Origin of the sequence: Pectobacterium cacticida, from assembly GCF_036885195.1 — a bacterium.
In the GTDB taxonomy this organism is placed as follows: Bacteria; Pseudomonadota; Gammaproteobacteria; order Enterobacterales; family Enterobacteriaceae; genus Pectobacterium; species Pectobacterium cacticida.
The window spans coordinates 2952124-2977049 of record NZ_CP133656.1; the positions used below are offsets into that span (position 1 = coordinate 2952124).

Here is a 24926-nt window from a genome sequence, read left to right on the forward strand (position 1 = left end):
AAACTATCGTTTTTCAAACGACGTATGTTGCCTTATATTACTCTCCACTGCTCCTTGTTTGTTACAGGTCATTTACTTTCATGAAAGAAATCGAAACGCTCATCGCCAACAACAAGCTTTGGTCTAAAACGATGGTGGAAGAGGATCCTGGCTATTTTGAACGACTGGCGCAGGCACAACGGCCCCGTTTTCTATGGATTGGATGTTCGGATAGTCGCGTACCTGCGGAAAGCCTCACTAGCCTTGCGCCGGGTGAACTCTTTGTTCACCGCAATGTCGCCAATCTGGTTATCCACACCGATCTCAATTGCTTATCTGTTGTACAATATGCTGTCGAAGTACTTGAAGTTGAACATATTATCATCTGTGGTCACTACGGCTGCGGCGGCGTTCAGGCGGCGGTGGAAAACCCAGAGCTGGGGTTGATCAACAACTGGCTGCTGCATATTCGCGATTTGTGGTACAAGCATAGCTCGCTGCTGGGAGAATTACCCCCCGAACAGCGGCTGGATACGCTCTGTGAAATCAACGTCGTCGAGCAGGTGTATAACCTGGGTCACTCCACCATTATGCAATCTGCCTGGAAGCGGGGACAGAAGGTCATGATCCACGGTTGGGTGTATGGTATTCAGGATGGCCGCTTACGCGACCTGGAAGTAACGGCAACCAACCGGGAAACGCTGGAACAACGCTATCGCCGCGCGATTTCCACGCTGTCTTGATTCGCTAGCTGGCGCCCACTTGCGGGGCGTCGCTTACGCCATCAGCCCGATCGGGTTCGCTATTCCTGCGGTATAACCTTGCCGACATAGGGTAAATGGCGATAGTGTTGGGCATAATCAATGCCGTAACCCACAACAAACTCATCAGGGATCGAGAAACCAACCCACTCCACATTCACGGCGACTTCACGGCGCTCGGGTTTATCCAGCAGCGTACAAATCGCCAACGATTTCGGCCCACGCAGTTGCAAAATTTCCCGCACTTTGCTCAGCGTATTACCCGAGTCGATAATATCTTCGACGATCAATACATCTTTACCACGAATATCTTCATCCAGATCTTTCAAAATCTTTACGTCACGCGTACTGCTCATACCGCTGCCATAGCTGGATGCCGTCATGAAATCCACTTCATGGGGGACATCGATCGCCCGGCATAAATCAGCCATAAAGATAAACGATCCGCGTAGTAGCCCCACCAACACCATATCGCTGCCGCTCTCACGGTAGTGTTCGCTGATCTGTTGCCCCAGTTCGGTAACCCGCGCCATCACTTCCTGCTCAGAAATCATGACGTCCACGGTATGTTTCATCATACTGATAACTCTTTGAAGTAAGGTATTCAGCACCATCGACAATATCACAGACTCATTATCGATGATGCGCCCATGCTGATGTTAAAAAATAGGGGTGAATGATTCGGTTTGAGACACGCCCAAGCGCGCGCAGTATAGCAGAAACCACGCAATGAGGCGGATCATGAGCTTGATGCTGTCGGCAACAATGTCGGGTACAAGACTGGGGGATCCGTCTTAATACTTAGACGTACCTGCTGCCCCGGCTCAAACCAGTTGCTTGTCTGCACCAGCAGCATCAATTCTCCCAGCTTCACCCGATACAAGTTTGATGTCCCCATGAACAGTCGATCTTCGATCGATGCAGGCCCATCGGGGTCGAGCGCCAGCGCCACGTCTGCCGGGCGTACCATCCAATCGCACGGCAAATCTATCGGCTGATTGAGCGGATGGGTCGCATGGTGATCGCCCAATGGGCTCCGCCACTGATGGTCACTCATGATCTTCACGGGAAGATAATTGGTATTTCCCATAAAATCAGCCACAAAGCGGCTATTCGGGCGATGATATAGCTCATAGGGATAACCCTGCTGCATAATTTTCCCTTCATCCAGCAGGATCAAATGGTCGGCGCAGGCAAAGGCTTCTTCCCGACGATGTGTGGCAAAAATCGCCGCGACATGGCGCTGTTTGAGAATTTGTCGTAATTCGGTAATGAGGCGATAACGGGTCTGGCTGTCTAAACCTGAAAAAGGTTCGTCCAGCAATAATAGCTTCGGGTCACAAGCCAGCGCGCGGGCAATAGCCAAACGCTGTTGCCGCTCATTAGAGAGTTCATGCGGATAACGCGCGGCGACAGCATCCAGTTGCAACAGTAACAGCATCTCCGCGCAGATTGACTGCACCTCATTTTCCGGACGCCCATAGAGTCCAAACGCGATGTTGCCTTCCACCGTCAAATGCGGAAAAAGGGCATAATCATGAAAAATCAGGCCAATCTGGCGCAATTCGGGTAAAACATATTCTTGCGGTGAACTGATGGGTTCCCCTTCCAGCAAAATCTTGCCTTGGGTAATCGGCATCAAACCAGCGATCGCGTGCAATAGTAAGGTGTTACCGCAGCCGTTTCTGCCTAACAGGCAGATTGTCTCATCGGCGCGTACGGCAAATGAGATGTTCTCCAACACAGGGGATTGCTGCAACGTACAGCTTACCGACTGCACGCTGAGAATATCTCTCGACGTGGCCATATGATTATCCTTTTATATTTAGTGCACGATTCAGCCAAAAAACAGGAATAAGCCCCACCGCTACCAGCCCCAGTGCAGAAAAAGCAAATGACGCGATCTGCTCACTCGTCGTTAAGCGAAAAACTGCCGTGGCCAACGTATCAATCCCAAAAGGACGCAACAATAGCGAAATATTCAGCTCTTTCATGCTTTCCGTAAAGATCAGCAGCGCCCCGATAAAGAGGCTGCGACGCAGCAGCGGAATATGCACGCGTGACCAGCGGCTGAAGGGAGATGCGCCCAGTACAAGGCTTGTGCCGTCTAACGACCGTGGAATGGCGTCCATGCTGCGCTCAAGACTCTCTAACATCAGACGCCCAAACTTAGCGCAATAAGCCAACACGAGAATTAGCAGCGGCACCGCTGGCGAGGCCGCCGTAACAGGTTCCCCGATAGCGTGAACAATTAAGTTAATCCCGTTCGTTATCGCCGACAGTAGAATACACATCCCAACAGCTATCACCACACCGGGTAATGCAACGCTCAGGTTAATTAACCGAACCGACGTTTGATTGGCAAATGCGCCCGCCGTACGCCTGTAAAAGATAAATGACAGCGACATCAGCGCAATGGTAGCCGTAGCGATGGAGGACACGATCAGACTATTCATTGCCGCCTGGAGGAATGTGCTATCCCATACTGTTTTGGTATGGCGCATCGCCACAAATAATAGATACAGAATAGGGAACAGGAACGACAGGCAAACAAGGCTCCAGCAGTAACCACACACCATCCTGCCGCGCCACCCGCTTAACACGGGTGGCGCCACCGGGGAGGACGTTAGTTGAGCGTGATATATACGTTGCTGGCGGCGCCAGCGATTGACCAGAAAGACCAGGAGAACAGTTGTAGGTAAAATCAGCACACTAAGCCGTGCCGAGGCCCCGAGGTCGCCCTGCATCTGCCAGGTATCCAGCACCTGCGTTGTTATGGTTGGAATGCCAAGATAAGCCGCCGCCCCATAATCGCCTAAAGCTTCAATCACCACCAGCGCGCCACCGCAAGCCAGCGCCGGCAGCGCTATCGGCATGCACACACGGCGGAGAACCTGAGCGCGCGTCTGGTTCAGCAGATGCGCCGAATGAATCATGCTGGCGGGCAGTTTCAACAACGTATCGCGCACCAACAGGTAAATGTAGGGATACCACACGAGCGCGAGTATCAGGCTCGCGTAAAGAAGTAAAACCGGCTGCGCGGTAATAGTAGATTCCTGTCGTGATAAATCGATTAGTATCCCGCCTTCACGTAAGGCATCGATATAAAGATAAGCGAGCAGGAATGCAGGCATAGCGAACGGTAGGCAAAGCGCCCACTGCAACACGCGATGACCGGGAAAACGGTACAGCGCGATAAACCAGGCCGAAGGCGCACCAAACAGCAGGCTGAAGAAGAGTGTTGCCAACATAATCGTCGCAGAATGTATCAGGTAGGTGGGTAACCCGGTTTGCCATAGTTGAGCAAACCCCTGCCCATCGGCAAAAAAGGCCTGATAAAAGACCGCGACTAAAGGAAGCAGTAATAGCCCCGCCAACAACCCGCTACTGACACGCCATGCACCGGAAATCATAGATTAGAAACTATATTAGATGAGATCGCTGTTATTAATAACAGAGCCTGACGGCGGCGTCACTTTATCAAACCGCGATAAATGCGCGTTAATCTTGTGATTAACGCGAGATGATCGTTATCATTCGTAATCAGAAAAACAAATGCCATATATATCAAATAATTATTTTTATTAGTTTCCCCTATTTCCTTTGCGGGTTTCTTATCATCATCGGATGTTTCCCACAAGAAAATTTGGAACCTTATGGGGTATCTGTGATAACGTCATCTGACGATATCTGGAACAGGTTTAACCATGAAAACCCCCGCGCTGGCTCTGCTTCTGCTAAGCCTGATGAGCTTCTCCTCCGCCAGCAAGGCGTTGAATGAATTTGAAGCGGAAGATCTGGCCGATCTGACCGCGATCTTTGTTTATCTGAAAAATCACTGCGGCTATCAAGATCTACCGAATGAACAGATTCGTCGGACGTTGATCGCTTTTGCTCAACAAAATCGCTGGGATCTCAGCAATTACAACGCTTACGATATGACGGCGCTGGGTGAAGACAGCTATCGCGATCTCAGTAAAATCGCTATCCCAACACCGAAAAAATGCCAGTCTTTGGCGCGTAATTCGCTCGGTTTACTCTCCTACGCACAGTAATTTCCCTTTTTTTATCTTCTTCCTCCGCGCTGACTGAAATTTGACCGTGCAAGCAGCAAAAGAGTCGGCTATGATGGCGCGCCAATTTTCATGGCTGTTATCGCGGAGGAAGCCCTAACATGTCCCAAAAAGAAATTTGGTATGAAACGCTACATGCCAACTTTGGCCAATATTTTTCGATCGATCGCGTGCTGTATCACGAGCAGACCGAACATCAAGATCTTATCATCTTCGAAAATAGCGCATTAGGCCGTGTAATGGCGCTTGACGGCGTGGTACAAACCACCGAGCGCGATGAATTTATCTATCATGAAATGCTCACCCACGTTCCGCTACTGTCACACGGTAACGCTAAACGCGTCCTGATTATCGGCGGCGGCGATGGCGGTATGCTGCGTGAAGTCTGCCGCCATCGTAGCGTCGAACATATCACAATGGTGGAGATCGATGCTGGCGTGGTGGAATTCTGCCGCCAGTATCTGCCCGATCACAGCGCCGGTAGCTATGACGACCCGCGTTTTAATCTGGTGATTGATGACGGCGTTAACTTCGTCAGACAGTGCCGCGACAAGTTTGACGTCATCATTTCCGATTGCACCGACCCCATCGGCCCCGGCGAAAGCCTGTTCACCTCCGATTTTTATCAGGGTTGCGCCCGCTGCCTGAATGAAGGCGGAATTTTCGTCGCGCAAAATGGCGTATGTTTTCTGCAACAGGATGAAGCCATCGGCAGCCATAAAAAGCTCAGCCACTATTTCAACGATGTCAGCTTTTATCAGGCGGCGATCCCGACGTACTACGGCGGTATTATGACGTTCGCCTGGGCCAGCAATAACCCGGCACTGCGCCAGATAGACGCCACTACACTGCGCCAACGCTTTGCGCAGTCAGGGATTACCTGTCGCTATTACACGCCTGATGTTCATATTGGCAGTTTTGCCCTGCCACAGTATCTGTTAAGCGCGCTACAGAATGCGCAATAATCCATCACTTAAGGTGATCGCATAACCACAAGGGGGTGACGTAAATTGCACAAGCTGAAACTACACGGCTTTAACAACCTGACGAAAAGCCTGAGTTTTTGTATCTATGATATCTGTTACACCAAAACGGCCGACGATCGCGAAGGTTACATCGCTTATATCGACGAACAGTATAACGCTAACCGTTTAACAGAAATCCTCACTGAAACCTGCTCAATTATCGGCGCCAACATCCTTAACATCGCGCGTCAGGACTATGAACCACAAGGCGCTAGCGTGACCATTCTGGTCAGCGAAGAACCCATTGACCCACGAGATGTTGATACCTCGGAGCACCCAGGGCCACTGCCCAACTCCGTCGTTGCCCATCTGGATAAAAGCCATATTTGTGTTCATACCTATCCAGAAAGCCATCCAGAGGGCGGGCTCTGTACTTTCCGCGCGGATATCGAAGTGTCTACCTGTGGCGTGATTTCACCGCTAAAGGCGCTGAACTATCTTATCCACCAGCTTGAATCCGATATTGTGACTATCGACTACCGTGTGCGAGGATTCACACGTGATGTCAATGGCATAAAACATTTTATTGACCATCAGATCAATTCAATTCAAAACTTCATGTCCGAGGACATGAAAGCGCTCTATCACATGATGGACGTCAATGTGTATCAGGAAAATATTTTCCATACCAAGATGCTATTAAAAGATTTCGACCTCAAGCATTACTTGTTCAACGTCAACCCCGAAGAACTCAGCGCGGCTGAACGGAAAAGGATTACCGATCTGCTGTATCACGAAATGCAGGAAATTTATTACGGCAGAAACCTGCCCGTGATCTAATCGATACCTCTCACCTCACAGGGCTGTCTCTTAGTCACAAATATAAGGGGCATCGAGGATTTTGCCGTTATCCGGCGTAAAAATTATGCAGCGGTGCGCTTGACCGCCGAGTGAGCGACAGGACGTCGCGAAAGCCAGCGCCATGCCGGGAGCATGTCGCTGGCGGCTCGAAAAGCGGGCATGGACACCGCTGGAACCGCGTAGCGGCATAATTTAGCCGGAAGCCTGGGTTCGCAGGGCGGCGGCGACTGAGCGCCCTGCGTCGGGCGCATGCTATGAAGTAGCATGAAAATGACGGTATCATTGCGCACGAAACTATCTCTTATTCGGCATAAAAAGCGTTACTAAGAAGCCAGCTTTTACCAAAGGAAAGCTGGATTAGTCATGTTGGCTTTTGTCATTCCCACATTACCCTTCATTTCGTCGCACACTATTTCGTCAAAAATGATGCGCATCACATTTATTTCTTTCTGCATTTTTTACTTGCATTTTCTGCCAGCCTTGCGGCATCTGGGTTTGCATCAATTCGTCTAAGGTCAACTAAAAATCATATATCTTGTGTGGTTGAAATTTAAAACACCTACATCTAGTATTCTTTGTGTGGCGCTCGCGTAATGCGTCGCTACCAAGTGGATCGGCTCGGGTACGCCTACCCTGAGGATAGCCGCTCCGACATACTTCTTTCACGCCAAAGGGTAAATACGAATCATGCGTATTACTATTTTCACTAAGCCAGATTGTGTTCAATGCAACGCCACATGTCGTGCGCTGGATAAGCAAGGCATTCACTATCAACTGGTTGACTTAACTGAAGATGAACAGGCGTTACAGCAGGTAAGAGCGTTGGGCTATCAGCAGGTGCCCGTCGTGATGACGGCCGACGACCATTGGAGCGGATTCCGCCCGGATAAGATCAGTACGTTGAACGCTGCCTTGCAATTGCAGTAAGGGGGCAATATGAACCCGCTGGTCTATTTCTCCAGCCAGTCGGAAAACACGCATCGCTTCATTTCCAGGGTTGGCTTGCCAGCCCTGAGAATCCCGATAGCGACAGAACAGCCTGCATTGAAAGTTGATCGCCCCTATATTCTGGTTGTCCCCAGCTATGGCGGAGGCAGCACCAAAGGGGCCGTGCCGCGCCAGGTCATCATCTTTCTCAACGATCCGCACAATCGCGCTTATCTGCGCGGTGTGATTGCCGCAGGCAATACTAATTTCGGTGCAGCGTATTGCATCGCCGGCGACATCATTGCGCAGAAATGCCAGGTGCCTTACCTGTACCGCTTTGAATTGCTCGGCACGGCGGAAGACGTTGCAAACGTGCGTAGGGGAGTCATTGAATTTTGGCAACAACAGACCACATAAGTGCGCAGACAATCAAGACCGACGCGGAGATCCATGCGCTCGATTATCATGCGCTAAACGCGATGCTGAACCTCTTTGATGCAGAGGGGAACATCCAGTTCGAAATGGATAAGCTCGCGGCACGCCGTTATTTCCTACAACACGTCAACCAGAACACCGTGTTCTTCCACAATCTGGAAGAAAAACTGCGTTATTTAGTTGAAGAAGGCTACTACGAAGCGGAAGTGCTGGATCAATACAGCTTCGATTTCATCAAGCGCCTTTTCAAACAGGCCTATGCTCACAAATTCCGTTTCCAAACGTTTCTGGGCGCTTTCAAATACTATACCGGCTACACGCTTAAAACCTTTGACGGCAAGCGTTATCTGGAGCGCTACGAAGATCGCGTCTGCCTTGTGGCGCTAACCCTCGCTAAAGGTGACACGGCATTGGCGAGCGCGTTAGTTGACGAGATTATTAGCGGACGCTTCCAGCCTGCCACGCCTACGTTCCTCAACTGCGGTAAAAAGCAGCGCGGCGAACTGGTTTCCTGCTTCCTGCTGCGCATTGAAGACAATATGGAGTCGATTGGACGAGCAATTAATTCCGCGCTTCAGCTCTCCAAACGCGGCGGCGGCGTGGCGTTTATGCTCACTAACATCCGCGAAACCGGTGCGCCGATCAAGCGTATCGAAAACCAGTCGTCCGGCATTATTCCGATCATGAAAATGCTCGAAGACGCGTTCTCCTACGCCAACCAGCTCGGTGCCCGTCAGGGTGCTGGCGCGGTTTACCTGCATGCGCATCATCCGGATATTCTACGTTTTCTCGATACCAAGCGGGAAAATGCCGATGAGAAAATTCGTATCAAAACGCTGTCTTTAGGGGTGGTCATTCCCGATATCACGTTCCAACTGGCTAAGCATAATCAGGTGATGTATCTATTCTCGCCTTATGATGTCGAACAGGTTTATGGCGTGCCGCTGTCGGAAATCAGCGTTACCGAGAAATACCACGAGATGGTTAACGACAAGCGCATCCGCAAATCCCAAATCAAGGCGCGTGAATTCTTCCAGATCCTTGCCGAGATCCAGTTCGAGTCCGGTTATCCCTACATGATGTTTGAGGATACGGTGAATCGCGCGAATCCGATTCACGGACGCATCAATATGAGTAACCTGTGCTCTGAGATTTTGCAGGTCAACGACGCCAGCCTGTACGATGACGATCTCAGCTATCGCCACATTGGCAAAGACATCTCCTGTAACCTCGGTTCGATGAATATTGCCAACGCGATGGCTTCGCCCGATTTCGGAAAAACCGTTGAAATAGCAATTCGCGCCCTGACCGCGGTCTCCGATATGAGCCACATCCGTTCCGTGCCATCCATCGAAAAAGGCAACGACGAATCCCATGCGATTGGTTTAGGACAAATGAACCTGCACGGTTATCTGGCGAAAGAGCGTATTTTTTACGGTACGGAAGAAGCCATCGATTTTACCAATCTCTATTTTTACACCGTCGCTTTCCACGCGATTCGGGCATCGAATATGTTAGCCATGGAGCGGAACCAGCGTTTCTCCGGTTTTGAACTCTCCAAATACGCCACGGGCGAATATTTCGACAAATATATCGAACAGCGCTGGGAACCTACAACCGAGCGCGCCCGTGAACTGTTTGTACAAGCCGGCATTCACATACCGACTCAGCAGGACTGGATAACGCTGCGCGAATCCGTTATGACGCATGGCATCTATAACCAGAATTTACAGGCTGTTCCACCGACCGGTTCAATTTCGTATATCAACCACTCGACGTCCAGCATCCACCCAATTGTGTCACGTATTGAAATTCGTAAAGAAGGTAAGATTGGTCGCGTTTACTACCCCGCGCCTTACATGAACAATGACAATCTGGAGTATTACCAGGATGCCTATGAAATTGGGCCGCAGAAGATAATCGACACCTATGCCGCCGCCACGCAGCACGTCGATCAGGGGCTGTCGCTGACGCTGTTTTTCCGTGATACCGCCACCACGCGTGACATCAATAAAGCGCAGATCTACGCCTGGACAAAAGGCATAAAGACTATTTATTACATTCGCATACGGCAGATGGCGCTGGAAGGCACCGAAGTTCAGGGCTGTGTGTCCTGTGCGCTCTAAGCCAGCGCGGAAGGAAATCGAAGCATGACCGCACTCACTCGCATCCAGGCGATTAACTGGAACAAAATTGAAGACGACAAAGATTTGGAAGTCTGGAACCGACTAACCTCAAATTTCTGGCTACCCGAAAAGGTGCCGCTCTCTAACGATATTCCATCGTGGAGTACGTTGAATGCCCGCGAGCGTCAGTTGACGATTCGTGTATTCACCGGTTTGACGCTGCTGGACACCATCCAAAATACGCTGGGCGCACCAACGCTCATGCCGGATGCCGTGACGCCGCATGAAGAAGCCGTGCTATCGAACATTAGTTTCATGGAGGCCGTTCATGCCCGCTCGTACAGCTCTATTTTCTCGACGCTGTGTCTCACCAGCGAAGTGGATGATGCCTATCGCTGGAGCGAAGAGAACCCGGCGCTACAAAAGAAATCCGACATTATTCTGTCGCACTACCGCAGTGACGATCCGCTGATGAAGAAAGTCGCCAGCGTGTTTCTGGAGTCGTTTCTGTTCTACTCTGGGTTCTACCTGCCGATGTACTGGTCAAGCCGCGCCAAACTGACCAACACGGCGGATTTAATCCGGCTAATCATCCGCGACGAGGCGGTACACGGTTACTACATTGGCTACAAATTCCAGCGCGGACTGGCGAAAGCCGATCCTGCTCGTCAGCAGCAGGTGAAAAATTTTGCCTACGATCTGCTACAGGATTTGTACGACAACGAGGTGTTATACACGCAGGAACTCTATGACGGCGTTGGCTGGACGGAAGATGTGAAAAAATTCCTCCACTATAACGCGAACAAAGCACTGATGAATCTGGGCTATGAAGCGCTGTTCCCTGCCAGTATGACGGATGTGAATCCCGCTATTCTCTCGGCGCTATCGCCAAACGCGGATGAGAACCACGATTTCTTTTCCGGCTCCGGTTCCTCTTATGTCATTGGTAAAGCCGTTAATACTGAAGATGAAGATTGGGATTTCTAAAAAAACGGCCACTGTTTTCCGGGTGGCCGCATTTTCTACCGCTTTTTTTCGATAAACTCAGAAATGAAAAAACCCTGAACCATTTCTGATTCAGGGCCTTCATAATAAGTGGCGGAACGGACGGGACTCGAACCCGCGACCCCCTGCGTGACAGGCAGGTATTCTAACCAACTGAACTACCGCTCCACTCATCCCTAACGGGCGGATGAATACTAAGATGATGTTACTATTAGGTCAATGCTTTTTATAACTAACCGTTTCTGTTTGCTTACAATTTCGACTGACTGTTTTTTTATTACCCGATGCCTACTCGGATTCGACGTGTCGTCAAATAATACGCGAAATGTAAACTAATCAGCACGCCATAGGCAACTACCGCCTTTTTTAGCAATCAAATCCAGACGTTGTTCATGTGCGAGTAGCTCCTCCTGATTTGCGTAAATCACCTTTAACGCCGATTGCGGACGAGCAACTCTCTGGATCGTTTCGATATTCTCATTCTTCTGTTGTGGTTCACCTTCCATCGAAAAAGCCAGGGACGTTTGACCGCCCGTCATTGCCAGATAAACTTCCGCCAGTATCTCAGCATCGAGCAATGCGCCATGCAGCGTACGCTTACTGTTGTCTATCTGATAACGATCGCAGAGCGCATCCAAACTGTTTCGTTTGCCGGGAAAGAGCCTTCTCGCCATCAGCAGGCTGTCGGTAATTTTACAGAATGTCTCGGTCTTGGGGATATCCCGATTCAACAAGCGAAATTCATAATCCATAAAGCCGATATCAAACATCGCATTATGAATGACAAGCTCGGCACCACGGATGAAGTCGAGAAAATCATCCGCAATCTCCGCGTAAGTCGGCTTATCGGCGAGAAATTCATCGCTGATACCGTGCACGTTATAGGCTTCAGGATCGACCAAACGATCGGGTTTGATATAAACATGAAAATGACGACCTGTCAGACGGCGGTTAATCACTTCAACCGCACCGATTTCGATAATTTTATGCCCTTCGTAGTGAACCCCCAGTTTATTCATACCGGTGGTTTCTGTATCCAGGACGATTTGTCGTGTAATTTCAGTGCTCATCGTTTTCGTTTATGTCAGACTTATCGTTTTATCATAAGGGAGAGTCTACCAGAGATGCGCAAACAGGTAGAAATTTTCACCGATGGATCCTGCCTCGGGAACCCCGGCCCCGGCGGCTACGGCGTCCTGCTACGTTATAGGCAGCATGAAAAAACACTAAGTGCAGGCTATCGTCTTACGACCAATAACAGGATGGAACTCATGGCCGCTATCGTAGCACTTGAATCTCTTACCAGTGACTGCGATGTCATACTTAGCACAGATAGCCAATATGTTCGCCAGGGAATCACAAGTTGGATCCATAACTGGAAAAAGCGTGGCTGGAAAACCACAGATAAAAAAACCGTTAAAAATGTCGATCTCTGGAAAAGGCTAGATACTGCGATTCAACGCCATTCCGTACGCTGGGAATGGGTGAAAGGGCACGCTGGCCATCCGGAAAATGAACGCTGTGATGAACTCGCTCGCGCCGCTGCGAATTCCCCCACACTCGATGATATCGGTTATCAAACACAAGCAGAGTAAATCACCTCTGCCGAAATATCTTTGTTGCACCGACTGGACGGCGTACTGAGGCATTACGCAAACGCGCTCTCATCGGGGTAAATGTCAGTGGGATGGTGCGCTTACGCGCGATAATCAACGTCAGGCATCCCAACATCGGAATATGCTTATTTAGCTTCCCCTTATTTCTTCGCCATGGCGTAACATGAAAATGAGTGTGATGAACAACTTCGTAGTTTAGAAGCCCTAACCAATCCATGATACGCATTTGTGTAAACATACGGCTACAATAAGGATGCTTTTTATTTAGCCAGGGAAGCAGTTTGCCTAGCCCAACCAAGCTGATCGGGTTAAATGAACTCAAAATTAACCAGCCATCATCGATCAATACACGGTCTACTTCACGTAAAACCCGGTGTGGATCAGAGGCATAAGATAGCGTTTGCGCAAGAAGACAAGCATCAATGGACTTTTCAGAAAACGGTAGTTGATGCGCATCGGCGATTACCTGTAGATTTTCCCCACGTGGCGCAACATTTACCTGATGCGCGATCGTACATTCTGTCACGCGAATTTCCGCACTCAACGCGCCAACCTTGATGAGATGAAAACCAAAGATTTTCGGCCACCATGGTAACAGCATTAACTCAAGCGACTCGCGATAAAACTGCCCACCAGTGATATCATTCCATGAATCAGGTGCAATATTGGTCTGAGGGATGCGTGCCGATTTCATTTTCTGTTCTCGTCCTCAGGCTATGAATAAAAGAGGTGATGAATGAATCTTATCAGTATCCCCGCACTCCAGGACAACTACATTTGGCTGCTTTGTAATAAAGATAATCGCTGTGTCATCGTCGACCCTGGGGAAGGCGTTCCGGTGCTTAATGCACTCGAACAACACTCATTGACGCCTGAAGCCATTTTGCTCACTCACCACCATAGCGACCATGTTGGGGGAATAGGTAAAATACTTAAGCATTACCCTTACTTACCCATATTTGGTCCAAAAGAAACCGCTAAATGCGGTGCGACAGAACTGATTGGGGAAGGAGATATCGTTCCATTGTTAAATTCGGAATTTTCTGTAATCGCGGTGCCAGGTCACACATTGGGACATGTTGCTTACTACAATGCACCATTTTTATTCTGTGGCGATACATTATTCTCAGCAGGATGCGGCAGAACATTTGAAGGCACTGCAAAACAATTATTTGATTCTATTCAAAAAATAGCGAAATTGCCAGATGATACCGTCATATGCTGCGCTCATGAATATACGCTATCAAACTTAAAATTTTCTAATGCAATATGGCCTGAAGATCCATCTATCTCAGCTTACCTCCATAAAATCAGTCAGATAAGAGAAAAATCACAGCCTAGCTTACCTACAACACTAGGACTGGAGAGAAAAATCAATCTATTCCTTCGCTGTCATGAATATGATTTAAAAAGAAAATTATCAATTGGACCTGAGAATATAGAGGACTGGCAAGCTTTTGAGCGACTACGCAGCAAGAAAGACCACTTCTAAAGGTTTAGGTTGTGCAATTCCTTTAATCAAAGTATCCTTGCTCGTCTTTTAAGCAACTATTGACCAACATATGAAGGCTAGAGCGATGATCATCGCCTCGGTCTTGCTGGCAGGTTGTCATGTATCTCCACACGATACGTCGCAATCGATGCCGCATGTACAGAGTTTGTCTTCCGCAAGTCAAGGTGAAGCAAGAAAGTACGCAGATGGTCGAGAGACCACTGCGCGATGGCTGGATAACAGTAGCCTCGCGCAGTCAAACCTGTGGGACTTCATTAGCGACGAGCTGAAGATGGAGGTTCCGGATAACGCCCGGATCCGCGAGCAAAAAATGCGTTATTTGAAAAATAAGAGCTATCTCCACGATGTAACATTACGGGCAGAGCCGTACATGTACTGGATAGTCGAGCAAATTGAGCAACGTAAGATGCCGATGGAACTAGTACTGCTACCCATAGTGGAGAGCGCTTTTGATCCAACAGCTACATCATCTGCTAATGCCGCTGGGCTATGGCAGATCATCCCTGGGACAGGGCGTAATTATGGGTTAAAACAAAATCAGTGGTACGACGGGCGCCGTGACGTAATTGCATCTACGACGGCGGCTCTGGATATGATGCAGCGTCTCAACACTATGTTTAATGGCGATTGGTTATTAACCGTTGCAGCATATAATAGTGGCGAAGGTCGCGTCATGCAGGCAATGAAAGCCAATAAGGCAAAAGGGAAACCGACTAACTTTTGGGCGCTATCATTGCCACGTGAGACGTCAATTTATGTTCCTAAGATGCTGGCTCTGAGCGACATTCTCAAAAACAGCAAGAAATACGGCGTAAGTTTGCCACGCCCCAATGAGAACCGAGCGTTAGCAAAAGTTGATCTGGGGCAACAAGTAGAACTGACACAAGCGGCAGAGATGGCTGGCTTGTCATTGGATAAGCTAAAGATCTACAACTCGGGCTATAAGCGTAATGTAACGGCTCCTAATGGGCCTCATTATATTATGGTTCCTAAAGCTCATGTTGAGCAGTTGAAAGACTCATTAGCTGATGGCGATATCGTGGCAATCCAGCCAACACGACTCGCACAATCTAAGCCGACGCAACAGCAATATCGGGTGCGACCAGGTGATTCTTTATCAGCAATTGCAGCACGCCTCAATGTCAGCACTAAAGAGTTACAGCGTTGGAACAATCTACGAAACGCCAATGCACTCAAAGTGGGTCAGACATTACTCGTAGCCAAAGTTCCAAGTAACAAGGGTTCAATCACCTATAGAGTGCAGAAAGGCGATTCTCTGGCAAGTATTGCTAAACGCCACGGCGTAAACATTGACGATGTTATGCGCTGGAATACGGTTATCAATAAGAACGCGAACTTGCAGCCAGGCGATCGTATTACGCTCTATGTTAGTAGTAATTTAAAGCCAGATTCTTAACGTCACATCGGAATCAGTAATAAGAAACAGCCCTCCTGTAGATGTAGAGGGCTGTTTTTTTATGGCGATTAAATCAGGCTAAATTCGACGAGTAGTGGGTTATGATCTGAAGCTTGGGTCACCAATACAGAGGACTGATTTACGGTCAGTTCACGATAAAAAACAAAATCTAGCGGCCGACCAAACGCCTTGCGTCGCTGATCATCAACGAAATATACCTCTTTCAACCCCATTTTTGTCGCAAAATGATTAAGTGCATTAATACGTTGCTGACTCCATGCATTAAAATCTCCCGCCATAATCGCCGGCCCCTGATGATGTAGAAGCTGTTCCCCAATGGCAGACAACTGCTTCGTATACACTTCAACACCAAAACTAAAGTTAACTGCATGGATATTGATGACCATCAATCTCTGCCCATTCTGAAGCGCATAGACCGTCACCAAAGATGATTTGGCTAAACGCAGCAAAGGCTCCCTCTCGCGCAAAGGACAGCAATACACTGGCTGAGCGGCTGATAGCGTCATCACACCAGATGGATGTTGTGGAAGAATAATGGCGGGTACCTGATCGGCAGAGAGGTAGTTACTGGTTGCAAAATGGATAAGATCTGGCGTACTTTGCGCCTCCTGCAACAGGACTAGCTGAGTATCTTTGCCGAAATTCTGTAAAACAGAAAGCCAGTTCATTCGTTGTTGCTTAAAAATGTTCCACACCATTACACGTAAAACATCTCCCTCAAGCAACAATGAGCCTGTCGGTAGCGATTGCCCCGGATAATTCATTTCCCCGGGAGGAAAGATACGCTCAGCTGGTTGGCCAGCAACATACCTCATTGCATAGGTTTTTTTCCGCACGCCTTATCCACTATCAGTTTTAATACACTTAATACCCTATCAAAAAAGGTCGACCTTCTGTTATAAGAATTTTATCGCAGACTTGCAATGTACGCTTGAAGATCGGGAAGGGAAAAATGCAGTGGTGAGCAAAGAAAAAGAGATCAATTCATTTAAAAATTTAATATTTGCATGCGAAAAAAGCCCTAAGCGTCAACTTAGGGCTTTTTGCATAATAAGTGGCGGAACGGACGGGGCTCGAACCCGCGACCCCCTGCGTGACAGGCAGGTATTCTAACCAACTGAACTACCGCTCCACCGAATTTCTCTACAATCACCAGATTGCTCCGGCTCACTGCTTAATTTGATGCCTGGCAGTTCCCTACTCTCACATGGGGAGACCCCACACTACCATCGGCGCTACGGCGTTTCACTTCTGAGTTCGGCATGGGGTCAGGTGGGACCACCGCGCTATCGCCGCCAGGCAAATTTCTCGTCTCTTCCTGAGACTCGCCCTTCGGGTCGTCGCTCTGCAACGTACAAAATCGTTCCCGACGATTTTGTCTCCTCCCTTCTCAGGCCAGCGCTCCGCGCTGTTTTATGTCCACGCCATCGCGTAAACATTTAATCTTCAATCTTCGAACAAGCTGAATATCGTTCTCTATGCGTCTTTCATCTCTCAAAACACCTTCGGTGTTGTAAGGTTAAGCCTCTCGGGTCATTAGTACTGGTCAGCTCAACGTATCGCTACGCTTACACACCCAGCCTATCTACGTCGTCGTCTTCAACGGCCCTTCAGGGGCATCTTGTGCCCAGGGAAGACTCATCTCGAGGCAAGTTTCCCGCTTAGATGCTTTCAGCGGTTATCTCTTCCGCACGTAGCTACCGGGCAATGCAATTGGCATCACAACCCGTACACCAGCGGTGCGTTCACTCCGGTCCTCTCGTACTAGGAGCAACCCCTCTCAATCTTCCTACGCCCACGGCAGATAGGGACCGAACTGTCTCACGACGTTCTAAACCCAGCTCGCGTACCACTTTAAATGGCGAACAGCCATACCCTTGGGACCTACTTCAGCCCCAGGATGTGATGAGCCGACATCGAGGTGCCAAACACCGCCGTCGATATGAACTCTTGGGCGGTATCAGCCTGTTATCCCCGGAGTACCTTTTATCCGTTGAGCGATGGCCCTTCCATTCAGAACCACCGGATCACTAAGACCTGCTTTCGCACCTGCTCGAGCTGTCACTCTCGCAGTCAAGCTAGCTTATGCCTTTGCACTAACCTCCTGATGTCCGACCAGGATTAGCTAACCTTCGTGCTCCTCCGTTACGCTTTGGGAGGAGACCGCCCCAGTCAAACTACCCACCAGACACTGTCCGCAACCCCGCTCAGGGGCCCACGTTAGAACATCAAACATTAAAGGGTGGTATTTCAAGGTTGGCTCCACGCAGACTGGCGTCCACGCTTCAAAGCCTCCCACCTATCCTACACATCAAGGCTCAAGGTTCAGTGTCAAGCTATAGTAAAGGTTCACGGGGTCTTTCCGTCTTGCCGCGGGTACACTGCATCTTCACAGCGAGTTCAATTTCACTGAGTCTCGGGTGGAGACAGCCTGGCCATCATTACGCCATTCGTGCAGGTCGGAACTTACCCGACAAGGAATTTCGCTACCTTAGGACCGTTATAGTTACGGCCGCCGTTTACCGGGGCTTCGATCAAGAGCTTCGCCTTACAGCTTACCCCATCAATTAACCTTCCGGCACCGGGCAGGCGTCACACCGTATACGTCCACTTTCGTGTTTGCACAGTGCTGTGTTTTTAATAAACAGTTGCAGCCAGCTGGTATCTTCGACTGGTCTTAGCTCCATCCGCCAGGGACTTCACCAACTCCAGCGTGCCTTCTCCCGAAGTTACGGCACCATTTTGCCTAGTTCCTTCACCCGAGTTCTCTCAAGCGCCTGAGTATTCTCTACCTGACCACCTGTGTCGGTTTGGGGTACGATTCGATGTGACCTGGTGCTTAGAGGCTTTTCCTGGAAGCGTAGCATCGGTTACTTCATCACCGTAGTGACTCGTCATCACGCCTCAGTGTTAACAATGACCCGGATTTTCCTAAGTCATCCACCTTCACGCTTAAACCGGGACAACCGTCGCCCGGATAACCTAGCTTTCTCCGTCCCCCCTTCGCAGTCACACCCAGTACAGGAATATTAACCTGTTTCCCATCGACTACGCCTTTCGGCCTCGCCTTAGGGGTCGACTCACCCTGCCCCGATTAACGTTGGACAGGAACCCTTGGTCTTCCGGCGTGCGGGTTTTTCACCCGCATTATCGTTACTTATGTCAGCATTCGCACTTCTGATACCTCCAGCAGCCCTCACAGGCCACCTTCGCAGGCTTACAGAACGCTCCCCTACCCAACAACACCTTAGTGTCGCTGCCGCAGCTTCGGTGCATGGTTTAGCCCCGTTACATCTTCCGCGCAGGCCGACTCGACCAGTGAGCTATTACGCTTTCTTTAAATGATGGCTGCTTCTAAGCCAACATCCTGGCTGTCTAGGCCTTCCCACATCGTTTCCCACTTAACCATGACTTTGGGACCTTAGCTGGCGGTCTGGGTTGTTTCCCTCTTCACGACGAACGTTAGCACCCGCCGTGTGTCTCCCGTGATAACATTCTTCGGTATTCGTAGTTTGCATCGGGTTGGTAAGTCGGGATGACCCCCTAGCCGAAACAGTGCTCTACCCCCCAAGATGAATTCACGAGGCGCTACCTAAATAGCTTTCGGGGAGAACCAGCTATCTCCCGGTTTGATTGGCCTTTCACCCCCAGCCACAAGTCATCCGCTAATTTTTCAACATTAGTCGGTTCGGTCCTCCAGTTAGTGTTACCCAACCTTCAACCTGCCCATGGCTAGATCACCGGGTTTCGGGTCTATACCCTGCAACTTAACGCCCAGTTAAGACTCGGTTTCCCTCCGGCTCCCCTATTCGGTTAACCTTGCTACAGAATATAAGTCGCTGACCCATTATACAAAAGGTACGCAGTCACCCAACTAGTGGGCTTCCACTGCTTGTACGTACACGGTTTCAGGTTCTATTTCACTCCCCTCGCCGGGGTTCTTTTCGCCTTTCCCTCACGGTACTGGTTCACTATCGGTCAGTCAGGAGTATTTAGCCTTGGAGGATGGTCCCCCCATCTTCAGACAGGATATCACGTGTCCCGCCCTACTCATCGAACTCACAGCCTGTGCATTTTTGTGTACGGGACTATCACCCTTTACTGTGCGACTTTCCAGACGCTTCCACTAATACACACACTGATTCAGGTTCTGGGCTCTTCCCCGTTCGCTCGCCGCTACTGGGGGAATCTCGGTTGATTTCTTTTCCTCGGGGTACTGAGATGTTTCAGTTCCCCCGGTTCGCCTCATGACACTATGGATTCATGTCATGATAGTGTGTCTAAACACACTGGGTTTCCCCATTCGGGTATCGTCGGGTATAACGCTTCATATCAGCTTACCGACGCTTTTCGCAGATTAGCACGCCCTTCATCGCCTCTGACTGCCTAGGCATCCACCGTGTACGCTTAGTCGCTTAACCTCACAACCCGAAGGTGTCTTTGATAAACCAAAGTCATCATCGCGCTGTGATTATTTGAGAGACTCATTGACAGACAAATTCACCGTGTTTACCCATAAATAGCCAAGGTATTCACGATTATTCCGCTGTCATGTTTCAATTTTCAGCTTGTTCCAGATTGTTAAAGAGCAATATCGTAAACACGACTTATCAAAGTCATCTTTACGATATTCAGGATAATGTCTTTCACTCATTATCGGATTGGCGTCCCCAAGGGGATTCGAACCCCTGTTACCGCCGTGAAAGGGCGGTGTCCTAGGCCTCTAGACGATGGGGACACGAAAACTCCGTACCGAATCAGACATCCGGCACGCTCGCATCAGCATGAGTTAACACTCATTACATCAACAGGTGCGCTTGCTCATTTTTTTCATCAGACAATCTGTGTGAGCACTTCACTCAACGCACATCTTTCTTGGTAAGGAGGTGATCCAACCGCAGGTTCCCCTACGGTTACCTTGTTACGACTTCACCCCAGTCATGAATCACAAAGTGGTAAGCGCCCCCCCGAAGGTTAAGCTACCTACTTCTTTTGCAACCCACTCCCATGGTGTGACGGGCGGTGTGTACAAGGCCCGGGAACGTATTCACCGTAGCATTCTGATCTACGATTACTAGCGATTCCGACTTCATGGAGTCGAGTTGCAGACTCCAATCCGGACTACGACGTACTTTATGAGGTCCGCTCACCCTCGCAGGCTCGCTTCTCTTTGTATACGCCATTGTAGCACGTGTGTAGCCCTACTCGTAAGGGCCATGATGACTTGACGTCATCCCCACCTTCCTCCGGTTTATCACCGGCAGTCTCCTTTGAGTTCCCGACCTAATCGCTGGCAACAAAGGATAAGGGTTGCGCTCGTTGCGGGACTTAACCCAACATTTCACAACACGAGCTGACGACAGCCATGCAGCACCTGTCTCACAGTTCCCGAAGGCACTAAGGTATCTCTACCAAATTCTGTGGATGTCAAGAGTAGGTAAGGTTCTTCGCGTTGCATCGAATTAAACCACATGCTCCACCGCTTGTGCGGGCCCCCGTCAATTCATTTGAGTTTTAACCTTGCGGCCGTACTCCCCAGGCGGTCGACTTAACGCGTTAGCTCCGGAAGCCACGCCTCTAGGGCACAACCTCCAAGTCGACATCGTTTACAGCGTGGACTACCAGGGTATCTAATCCTGTTTGCTCCCCACGCTTTCGCACCTGAGCGTCAGTCTTTGTCCAGGGGGCCGCCTTCGCCACCGGTATTCCTCCAGATCTCTACGCATTTCACCGCTACACCTGGAATTCTACCCCCCTCTACAAGACTCTAGCCTGTCAGTTTTGAATGCAGTTCCCAGGTTAAGCCCGGGGATTTCACATCCAACTTAACAAACCGCCTGCGTGCGCTTTACGCCCAGTCATTCCGATTAACGCTTGCACCCTCCGTATTACCGCGGCTGCTGGCACGGAGTTAGCCGGTGCTTCTTCTGCGGGTAACGTCAATCATGAAAGGTATTCGCTCTCACGCCTTCCTCCCCGCTGAAAGTGCTTTACAACCCGAAGGCCTTCTTCACACACGCGGCATGGCTGCATCAGGCTTGCGCCCATTGTGCAATATTCCCCACTGCTGCCTCCCGTAGGAGTCTGGACCGTGTCTCAGTTCCAGTGTGGCTGGTCATCCTCTCAGACCAGCTAGGGATCGTCGCCTAGGTGAGCCTTTACCTCACCTACTAGCTAATCCCATCTGGGCACATCCGATGGCAAGAGGCCCGAAGGTCCCCCTCTTTGGTCTTGCGACATTATGCGGTATTAGCTACCGTTTCCAGTAGTTATCCCCCTCCATCAGGCAGTTTCCCAGACATTACTCACCCGTCCGCCGCTCGTCACCCGAGAGCAAGCTCTCTGTGTTACCGCTCGACTTGCATGTGTTAGGCCTGCCGCCAGCGTTCAATCTGAGCCATGATCAAACTCTTCAATTTAAGATTTGTTTGATTTGCTGAACTCGTCAGCGATGCTCAAAGAATTAAAACTGTTTATTCGTAATGAATTTACCGTTGTTCACTCTTCAAGACTTTTTATATCGTTAAGATACGGTCTTGTGAGTGCCCACACAGATTGTCTGATTGAATTGTTAAAGAGCAGTACCGCAGCGTACTGCGGCGCGGGCGCATATGTTATGCGTTTCCGCTGTGAAGTCAAGTCATGACTGACTGCCTTCGTTGAATCTTTTCCCTTTCCACCACAACCGCGTGTCGCTGTTGCCGTGTCAGTGGTGGCGCATTATAGGGAACTGATTCAGAAGCGCAAGCAAATATAATGAACTTTTTTTCGTTTGCATATCTTTCATTCATTATGCTGGTTAAGTGCGCGTTTTTATCCAATTAGGGAGGTCTGCGAGGCTTTCCAAAACACCATCAGCCAGCATTTCTCCTTGCTCGGTAACAGGCTTACCCGTGCGCACTAACAGTTTGGTTCCTACCCCTGCACCATTTGCAGCCTGCATATCCTCTAGTTTGTCACCCACCATATAAGATGCCGCCATATCGATGTGGAGATCGCTCTGCGCAGAAAGCAACATACCTGGCTCAGGCTTGCGACAGTCACAAACCTGCCGATATCGATCTTCACTGGCCTCAGGATGATGCGGACAAAAGTAGATACCATCCAGATCTACACCACGGTCTGCTAACGACCAATCCATCCACTCCGTCAGTTGCAGGAACTGATCTTCTGTAAACTTACCGCGAGCGATGCCGGACTGATTAGTTACCATGACTAAAACGAATCCCATGTCCTTTAATTCTCGCATAGCGTCAATCACACCATCAATAAATTGGAAATGGTCAATATCATGAACATAACCGTGATCGACATTAATCGTACCATCACGATCGAGGAAAATTGCTGGAACGCATTGAGCCACTGACTTTGCTCCTAAATGGTGTAAATTGCATGCTAGTATCGCATGTTTTCTCTTATGGAGAGAAGGTATGCTAATAACAATCCCGTTGACTTAGACGTCTAGACGCCCTAACATCCATTCCATATTTTGTGTCATTCAGTCACTGATTTATCCCGTCATAGGCACCAAGATAAATATATATGATCAAACTTTCTAATATTACTAAGGTTTTCCAGCAAAATGGACGAGCCGTCACCGCGCTTGATGACGTCAGCCTCCATGTTCCTGCCGGGCAGATCTATGGTGTCATCGGCGCCTCAGGCGCAGGTAAAAGCACATTAATTCGCTGCGTCAATTTATTAGAACGGCCGACAGAAGGAAAAGTGCTGGTAGATGGGCAAGAACTCACTCAACTTTCTGACAGAGAATTGACCCGCGCACGCCGTCAAATAGGCATGATTTTTCAACACTTTAACCTGCTAGCGTCACGTACTGTTTTTGGCAATATTGCACTGCCGTTGGAATTAGATAACATGCCAAAGGCTGACATCGTTAAACGAGTCAATGAACTGTTGGATTTGGTAGGTTTGGCAGACAAACACGACGTATATCCAGCCAACTTATCCGGCGGGCAAAAACAGCGAGTTGCTATTGCGCGAGCCCTAGCGAGCAATCCCAAAGTTTTGCTGTGTGACGAAGCGACTAGCGCGTTAGACCCTGCAACGACGCGTTCAATCCTCAAATTATTAAAGGACATCAACCGTCGCCTCGGCCTTACTATTCTTCTTATTACGCACGAAATGGATGTGGTGAAACGAATTTGCGATCGGGTGGCGGTCATCAGCGGGGGAAGGCTCATTGAGCAGGACACGGTTAGCGAGGTTTTTTCACACCCTAAAACGCCGCTGGCCCAGAAATTCATTCAGTCTACGCTACATTTGGATATTCCAGAGGATTACCTTACCCGCTTATCCTCGGATTTTCGCCTAAATGCCACGCCGTTATTACGGATGGAATTTACCGGTCAGTCGGTTGATGCCCCTTTGTTATCAGAGGTCGCTCGACGCTTTAACATTAATAACAATATCATCAGCGCCCAGATGGATTACGCCGGAGGTGTTAAATTCGGCATTATGCTGACAGAAATGCACGGCAAAGAGGCGGATGTTAAAGCCGCAATCCAATTTTTACAGGAAAGTTACGTTACTATTGAGGTTTTGGGTTATGTCTGAAGCAATGATATGGCTAATGGCAAAGGGAGTATGGGAAACCGTCGCAATGACGTTTGTTTCTGGTTTCTTTGGTTTTGTGCTCGGTTTACCCGTAGGCGTTTTATTATATATTACGCGTCCAGGGCAGATTATTGCTAATCCAAAAATCTATCGTACCGTTTCTGCACTGGTCAATATTTTCCGTTCGATTCCATTCATTATTTTACTGGTATGGATGATTCCCTTTACCCGTATCATTGTCGGCACCTCAATTGGTTTGCAGGCAGCGATCGTTCCGCTCACCGTTGGCGCCGCGCCATTTATCGCTCGAATGGTAGAAAACGCACTGCTCGAAATTCCGACGGGGCTCATTGAAGCAGCCCGAGCAATGGGGGCAACGCCGATGCAAATAATCAGAAAGATATTGCTGCCTGAGGCCTTACCCGGGCTTATTAATGCTGCAACCATCACGTTGATTACGCTGGTGGGCTATTCTGCCATGGGGGGGGCCGTAGGTGCAGGTGGCTTAGGTCAAATTGGTTATCAGTACGGTTATATTGGTTATAACGCGATGGTCATGAATACGGTATTAATACTATTGGTTGTTTTGGTTTATCTAATTCAATTCTGCGGCGAAAGAGTTGTAAAATCTGTCACACATAAGTAATCATCAC

At 49.3% G+C, this 24926-nt stretch carries 20 protein-coding genes, 3 tRNA genes, 3 rRNA genes and 1 pseudogene; 13 read left to right on the forward strand and 14 right to left on the reverse strand.

Going from position 1 to position 24926, the window contains the following annotated elements; all coding sequences use genetic code 11:
* Positions 1-80 precede the first annotated feature (80 nt).
* Complete coding sequence (gene can / locus RFN81_RS13540; protein WP_264496326.1) at positions 81-722, forward strand: carbonate dehydratase; 642 nt, start codon at positions 81-83, stop codon at positions 720-722.
* A 59-nt stretch (positions 723-781) separates the two neighbouring features.
* Here the strand turns inward: can and hpt are convergent, their stop codons facing one another.
* The 3 genes from hpt to RFN81_RS13555 all read right to left on the reverse strand — a co-directional run bounded on the left by hpt (position 782) and on the right by RFN81_RS13555 (position 4153).
* Positions 782-1315: a hypoxanthine phosphoribosyltransferase gene (gene hpt, locus RFN81_RS13545; protein WP_264498979.1), complete on the reverse strand. Its 534-nt coding sequence runs from the start codon at positions 1313-1315 to the stop codon at positions 782-784.
* Between the two features lie 164 nt (positions 1316-1479).
* Positions 1480-2547 carry an ABC transporter ATP-binding protein gene (locus tag RFN81_RS13550; protein WP_264496327.1) on the reverse strand — a complete coding sequence of 356 codons (1068 nt, stop codon included), beginning with the start codon at positions 2545-2547 and terminating at the stop codon, positions 1480-1482.
* Between the two features lie 4 nt (positions 2548-2551).
* On the reverse strand, positions 2552-4153 hold the full coding sequence (locus RFN81_RS13555) for an ABC transporter permease (RefSeq protein WP_264496328.1): 1602 nt from the start codon (positions 4151-4153) through the stop codon (positions 2552-2554).
* A 294-nt stretch (positions 4154-4447) separates the two neighbouring features.
* On the opposite strand from RFN81_RS13555, the gene RFN81_RS13560 reads away from it, so the two are divergent.
* The 3 genes from RFN81_RS13560 to speD all read left to right on the forward strand — a co-directional run bounded on the left by RFN81_RS13560 (position 4448) and on the right by speD (position 6618).
* Positions 4448-4795 carry a YacC family pilotin-like protein gene (locus RFN81_RS13560; protein ID WP_264496329.1) on the forward strand — a complete coding sequence of 116 codons (348 nt, stop codon included), beginning with the start codon at positions 4448-4450 and terminating at the stop codon, positions 4793-4795.
* 119 nt (positions 4796-4914) lie between these two features.
* Complete coding sequence (speE, locus tag RFN81_RS13565) at positions 4915-5778, forward strand: polyamine aminopropyltransferase (protein ID WP_264496330.1); 864 nt, start codon at positions 4915-4917, stop codon at positions 5776-5778.
* Between the two features lie 45 nt (positions 5779-5823).
* Positions 5824-6618, forward strand: coding sequence for an adenosylmethionine decarboxylase (gene speD / locus RFN81_RS13570; RefSeq protein ID WP_264496331.1), 795 nt, complete (start codon positions 5824-5826; stop codon positions 6616-6618).
* A 30-nt stretch (positions 6619-6648) separates the two neighbouring features.
* Here the strand turns inward: speD and RFN81_RS13575 are convergent, their stop codons facing one another.
* A complete protein-coding gene (locus RFN81_RS13575) occupies positions 6649-6828 on the reverse strand; it encodes a hypothetical protein (protein ID WP_264496332.1) in 180 nt (59 codons plus the stop codon).
* 498 nt (positions 6829-7326) lie between these two features.
* Between RFN81_RS13575 and nrdH the strand changes: the two genes are divergently transcribed.
* The 4 genes from nrdH to nrdF are packed head-to-tail and all read left to right on the forward strand — an operon-like array spanning position 7327 to position 11114.
* Positions 7327-7566 (forward strand): glutaredoxin-like protein NrdH, encoded by a 240-nt coding sequence (gene nrdH, locus RFN81_RS13580; RefSeq protein ID WP_039352306.1) that lies wholly within the window; start codon positions 7327-7329, stop codon positions 7564-7566.
* Between the two features lie 9 nt (positions 7567-7575).
* Positions 7576-7983 (forward strand): class Ib ribonucleoside-diphosphate reductase assembly flavoprotein NrdI, encoded by a 408-nt coding sequence (nrdI, locus tag RFN81_RS13585; RefSeq protein WP_264496333.1) that lies wholly within the window; start codon positions 7576-7578, stop codon positions 7981-7983.
* Positions 7962-10127, forward strand: a complete 2166-nt coding sequence (gene nrdE / locus RFN81_RS13590) for a class 1b ribonucleoside-diphosphate reductase subunit alpha (protein ID WP_378928580.1) — start codon at positions 7962-7964, stop codon at positions 10125-10127. The genes nrdI and nrdE overlap by 22 nt, the downstream gene beginning before the upstream one ends.
* Positions 10128-10151: 24 nt before the next feature.
* A complete protein-coding gene (nrdF, locus tag RFN81_RS13595) occupies positions 10152-11114 on the forward strand; it encodes a class 1b ribonucleoside-diphosphate reductase subunit beta (RefSeq protein WP_264496334.1) in 963 nt (320 codons plus the stop codon).
* Positions 11115-11223: 109 nt separating this feature from the next.
* Here nrdF and RFN81_RS13600 read toward each other — a convergent pair.
* Positions 11224-11300: transfer RNA gene (locus RFN81_RS13600), tRNA-Asp, on the reverse strand.
* Positions 11301-11464: 164 nt separating this feature from the next.
* The gene (gene dnaQ / locus RFN81_RS13605) at positions 11465-12202 is read right to left on the reverse strand and encodes a DNA polymerase III subunit epsilon (protein WP_264496335.1); all 738 of its coding nucleotides are present in this window, start codon (positions 12200-12202) and stop codon (positions 11465-11467) included.
* On the opposite strand from dnaQ, the pseudogene rnhA reads away from it, so the two are divergent.
* A pseudogene (rnhA, locus tag RFN81_RS13610) lies at positions 12156-12727 on the forward strand (ribonuclease HI). The gene dnaQ and the pseudogene rnhA overlap by 47 nt on opposite strands.
* Before the next feature lies 1 nt (position 12728).
* Here rnhA and RFN81_RS13615 read toward each other — a convergent pair.
* Positions 12729-13442 (reverse strand): class I SAM-dependent methyltransferase, encoded by a 714-nt coding sequence (locus tag RFN81_RS13615; RefSeq protein WP_264496336.1) that lies wholly within the window; start codon positions 13440-13442, stop codon positions 12729-12731.
* 42 nt (positions 13443-13484) lie between these two features.
* Between RFN81_RS13615 and gloB the strand changes: the two genes are divergently transcribed.
* Both gloB and mltD read left to right on the forward strand, forming a co-directional pair.
* Entirely contained in the window at positions 13485-14240 is a 756-nt protein-coding gene (gloB, locus tag RFN81_RS13620) for a hydroxyacylglutathione hydrolase (RefSeq protein ID WP_264496337.1), read from the forward strand.
* A 70-nt stretch (positions 14241-14310) separates the two neighbouring features.
* Entirely contained in the window at positions 14311-15678 is a 1368-nt protein-coding gene (mltD, locus tag RFN81_RS13625) for a murein transglycosylase D (protein ID WP_264496338.1), read from the forward strand.
* 68 nt (positions 15679-15746) lie between these two features.
* Here mltD and RFN81_RS13630 read toward each other — a convergent pair whose 3' ends face one another.
* From RFN81_RS13630 to gmhB, 7 genes are all read right to left on the reverse strand, one after another.
* Positions 15747-16535, reverse strand: a complete 789-nt coding sequence (locus tag RFN81_RS13630; RefSeq protein WP_264496339.1) for an endonuclease/exonuclease/phosphatase family protein — start codon at positions 16533-16535, stop codon at positions 15747-15749.
* Between the two features lie 219 nt (positions 16536-16754).
* Positions 16755-16831 (reverse strand) — tRNA-Asp (locus tag RFN81_RS13635).
* A 52-nt stretch (positions 16832-16883) separates the two neighbouring features.
* Positions 16884-16999: ribosomal RNA gene (gene rrf, locus RFN81_RS13640) — 5S ribosomal RNA — on the reverse strand.
* A 215-nt stretch (positions 17000-17214) separates the two neighbouring features.
* Positions 17215-20120: ribosomal RNA gene (locus RFN81_RS13645) — 23S ribosomal RNA — on the reverse strand.
* 241 nt (positions 20121-20361) lie between these two features.
* A tRNA-Glu gene (locus RFN81_RS13650) sits at positions 20362-20437 on the reverse strand.
* 141 nt (positions 20438-20578) lie between these two features.
* Positions 20579-22118, reverse strand: a 16S ribosomal RNA gene (locus tag RFN81_RS13655).
* Together the 16S, 23S and 5S rRNA genes with 2 tRNA genes alongside form the textbook arrangement of a ribosomal RNA operon.
* 380 nt (positions 22119-22498) lie before the next feature.
* Positions 22499-23062: a D-glycero-beta-D-manno-heptose 1,7-bisphosphate 7-phosphatase gene (gene gmhB / locus RFN81_RS13660; RefSeq protein ID WP_264496340.1), complete on the reverse strand. Its 564-nt coding sequence runs from the start codon at positions 23060-23062 to the stop codon at positions 22499-22501.
* Between the two features lie 179 nt (positions 23063-23241).
* On the opposite strand from gmhB, the gene metN reads away from it, so the two are divergent.
* Together metN and RFN81_RS13670 are read left to right on the forward strand one after the other, a co-directional pair.
* Positions 23242-24273, forward strand: coding sequence for a methionine ABC transporter ATP-binding protein MetN (gene metN / locus RFN81_RS13665; RefSeq protein ID WP_264496341.1), 1032 nt, complete (start codon positions 23242-23244; stop codon positions 24271-24273).
* Positions 24266-24919 carry a methionine ABC transporter permease MetI gene (locus RFN81_RS13670; RefSeq protein ID WP_264496342.1) on the forward strand — a complete coding sequence of 218 codons (654 nt, stop codon included), beginning with the start codon at positions 24266-24268 and terminating at the stop codon, positions 24917-24919. Before metN ends, RFN81_RS13670 begins: the two co-directional genes overlap by 8 nt.
* The last annotated feature ends 7 nt before the right edge of the window (positions 24920-24926 follow it).

What these genes read in the sequence shown, in the direction of transcription:
- can (WP_264496326.1), top strand. Translation starts at nt 81, where the DNA reads ATGAAAGAAATCGAAACGCTCATCGCCAACAACAAGCTTTGGTCTAAA.
- hpt (WP_264498979.1), bottom strand. Translation starts at nt 1,315, where the DNA reads ATGAAACATACCGTGGACGTCATGATTTCTGAGCAGGAAGTGATGGCG.
- RFN81_RS13550 (WP_264496327.1), bottom strand. Translation starts at nt 2,547, where the DNA reads ATGGCCACGTCGAGAGATATTCTCAGCGTGCAGTCGGTAAGCTGTACG.
- RFN81_RS13555 (WP_264496328.1), bottom strand. Translation starts at nt 4,153, where the DNA reads ATGATTTCCGGTGCATGGCGTGTCAGTAGCGGGTTGTTGGCGGGGCTA.
- RFN81_RS13560 (WP_264496329.1), top strand. Translation starts at nt 4,448, where the DNA reads ATGAAAACCCCCGCGCTGGCTCTGCTTCTGCTAAGCCTGATGAGCTTC.
- speE (WP_264496330.1), top strand. Translation starts at nt 4,915, where the DNA reads ATGTCCCAAAAAGAAATTTGGTATGAAACGCTACATGCCAACTTTGGC.
- RFN81_RS13575 (WP_264496332.1), bottom strand. Translation starts at nt 6,828, where the DNA reads ATGCCGCTACGCGGTTCCAGCGGTGTCCATGCCCGCTTTTCGAGCCGC.
- nrdH (WP_039352306.1), top strand. Translation starts at nt 7,327, where the DNA reads ATGCGTATTACTATTTTCACTAAGCCAGATTGTGTTCAATGCAACGCC.
- nrdI (WP_264496333.1), top strand. Translation starts at nt 7,576, where the DNA reads ATGAACCCGCTGGTCTATTTCTCCAGCCAGTCGGAAAACACGCATCGC.
- nrdF (WP_264496334.1), top strand. Translation starts at nt 10,152, where the DNA reads ATGACCGCACTCACTCGCATCCAGGCGATTAACTGGAACAAAATTGAA.
- dnaQ (WP_264496335.1), bottom strand. Translation starts at nt 12,202, where the DNA reads ATGAGCACTGAAATTACACGACAAATCGTCCTGGATACAGAAACCACC.
- RFN81_RS13615 (WP_264496336.1), bottom strand. Translation starts at nt 13,442, where the DNA reads ATGAAATCGGCACGCATCCCTCAGACCAATATTGCACCTGATTCATGG.
- gloB (WP_264496337.1), top strand. Translation starts at nt 13,485, where the DNA reads ATGAATCTTATCAGTATCCCCGCACTCCAGGACAACTACATTTGGCTG.
- mltD (WP_264496338.1), top strand. Translation starts at nt 14,311, where the DNA reads ATGAAGGCTAGAGCGATGATCATCGCCTCGGTCTTGCTGGCAGGTTGT.
- metN (WP_264496341.1), top strand. Translation starts at nt 23,242, where the DNA reads ATGATCAAACTTTCTAATATTACTAAGGTTTTCCAGCAAAATGGACGA.
- RFN81_RS13670 (WP_264496342.1), top strand. Translation starts at nt 24,266, where the DNA reads ATGTCTGAAGCAATGATATGGCTAATGGCAAAGGGAGTATGGGAAACC.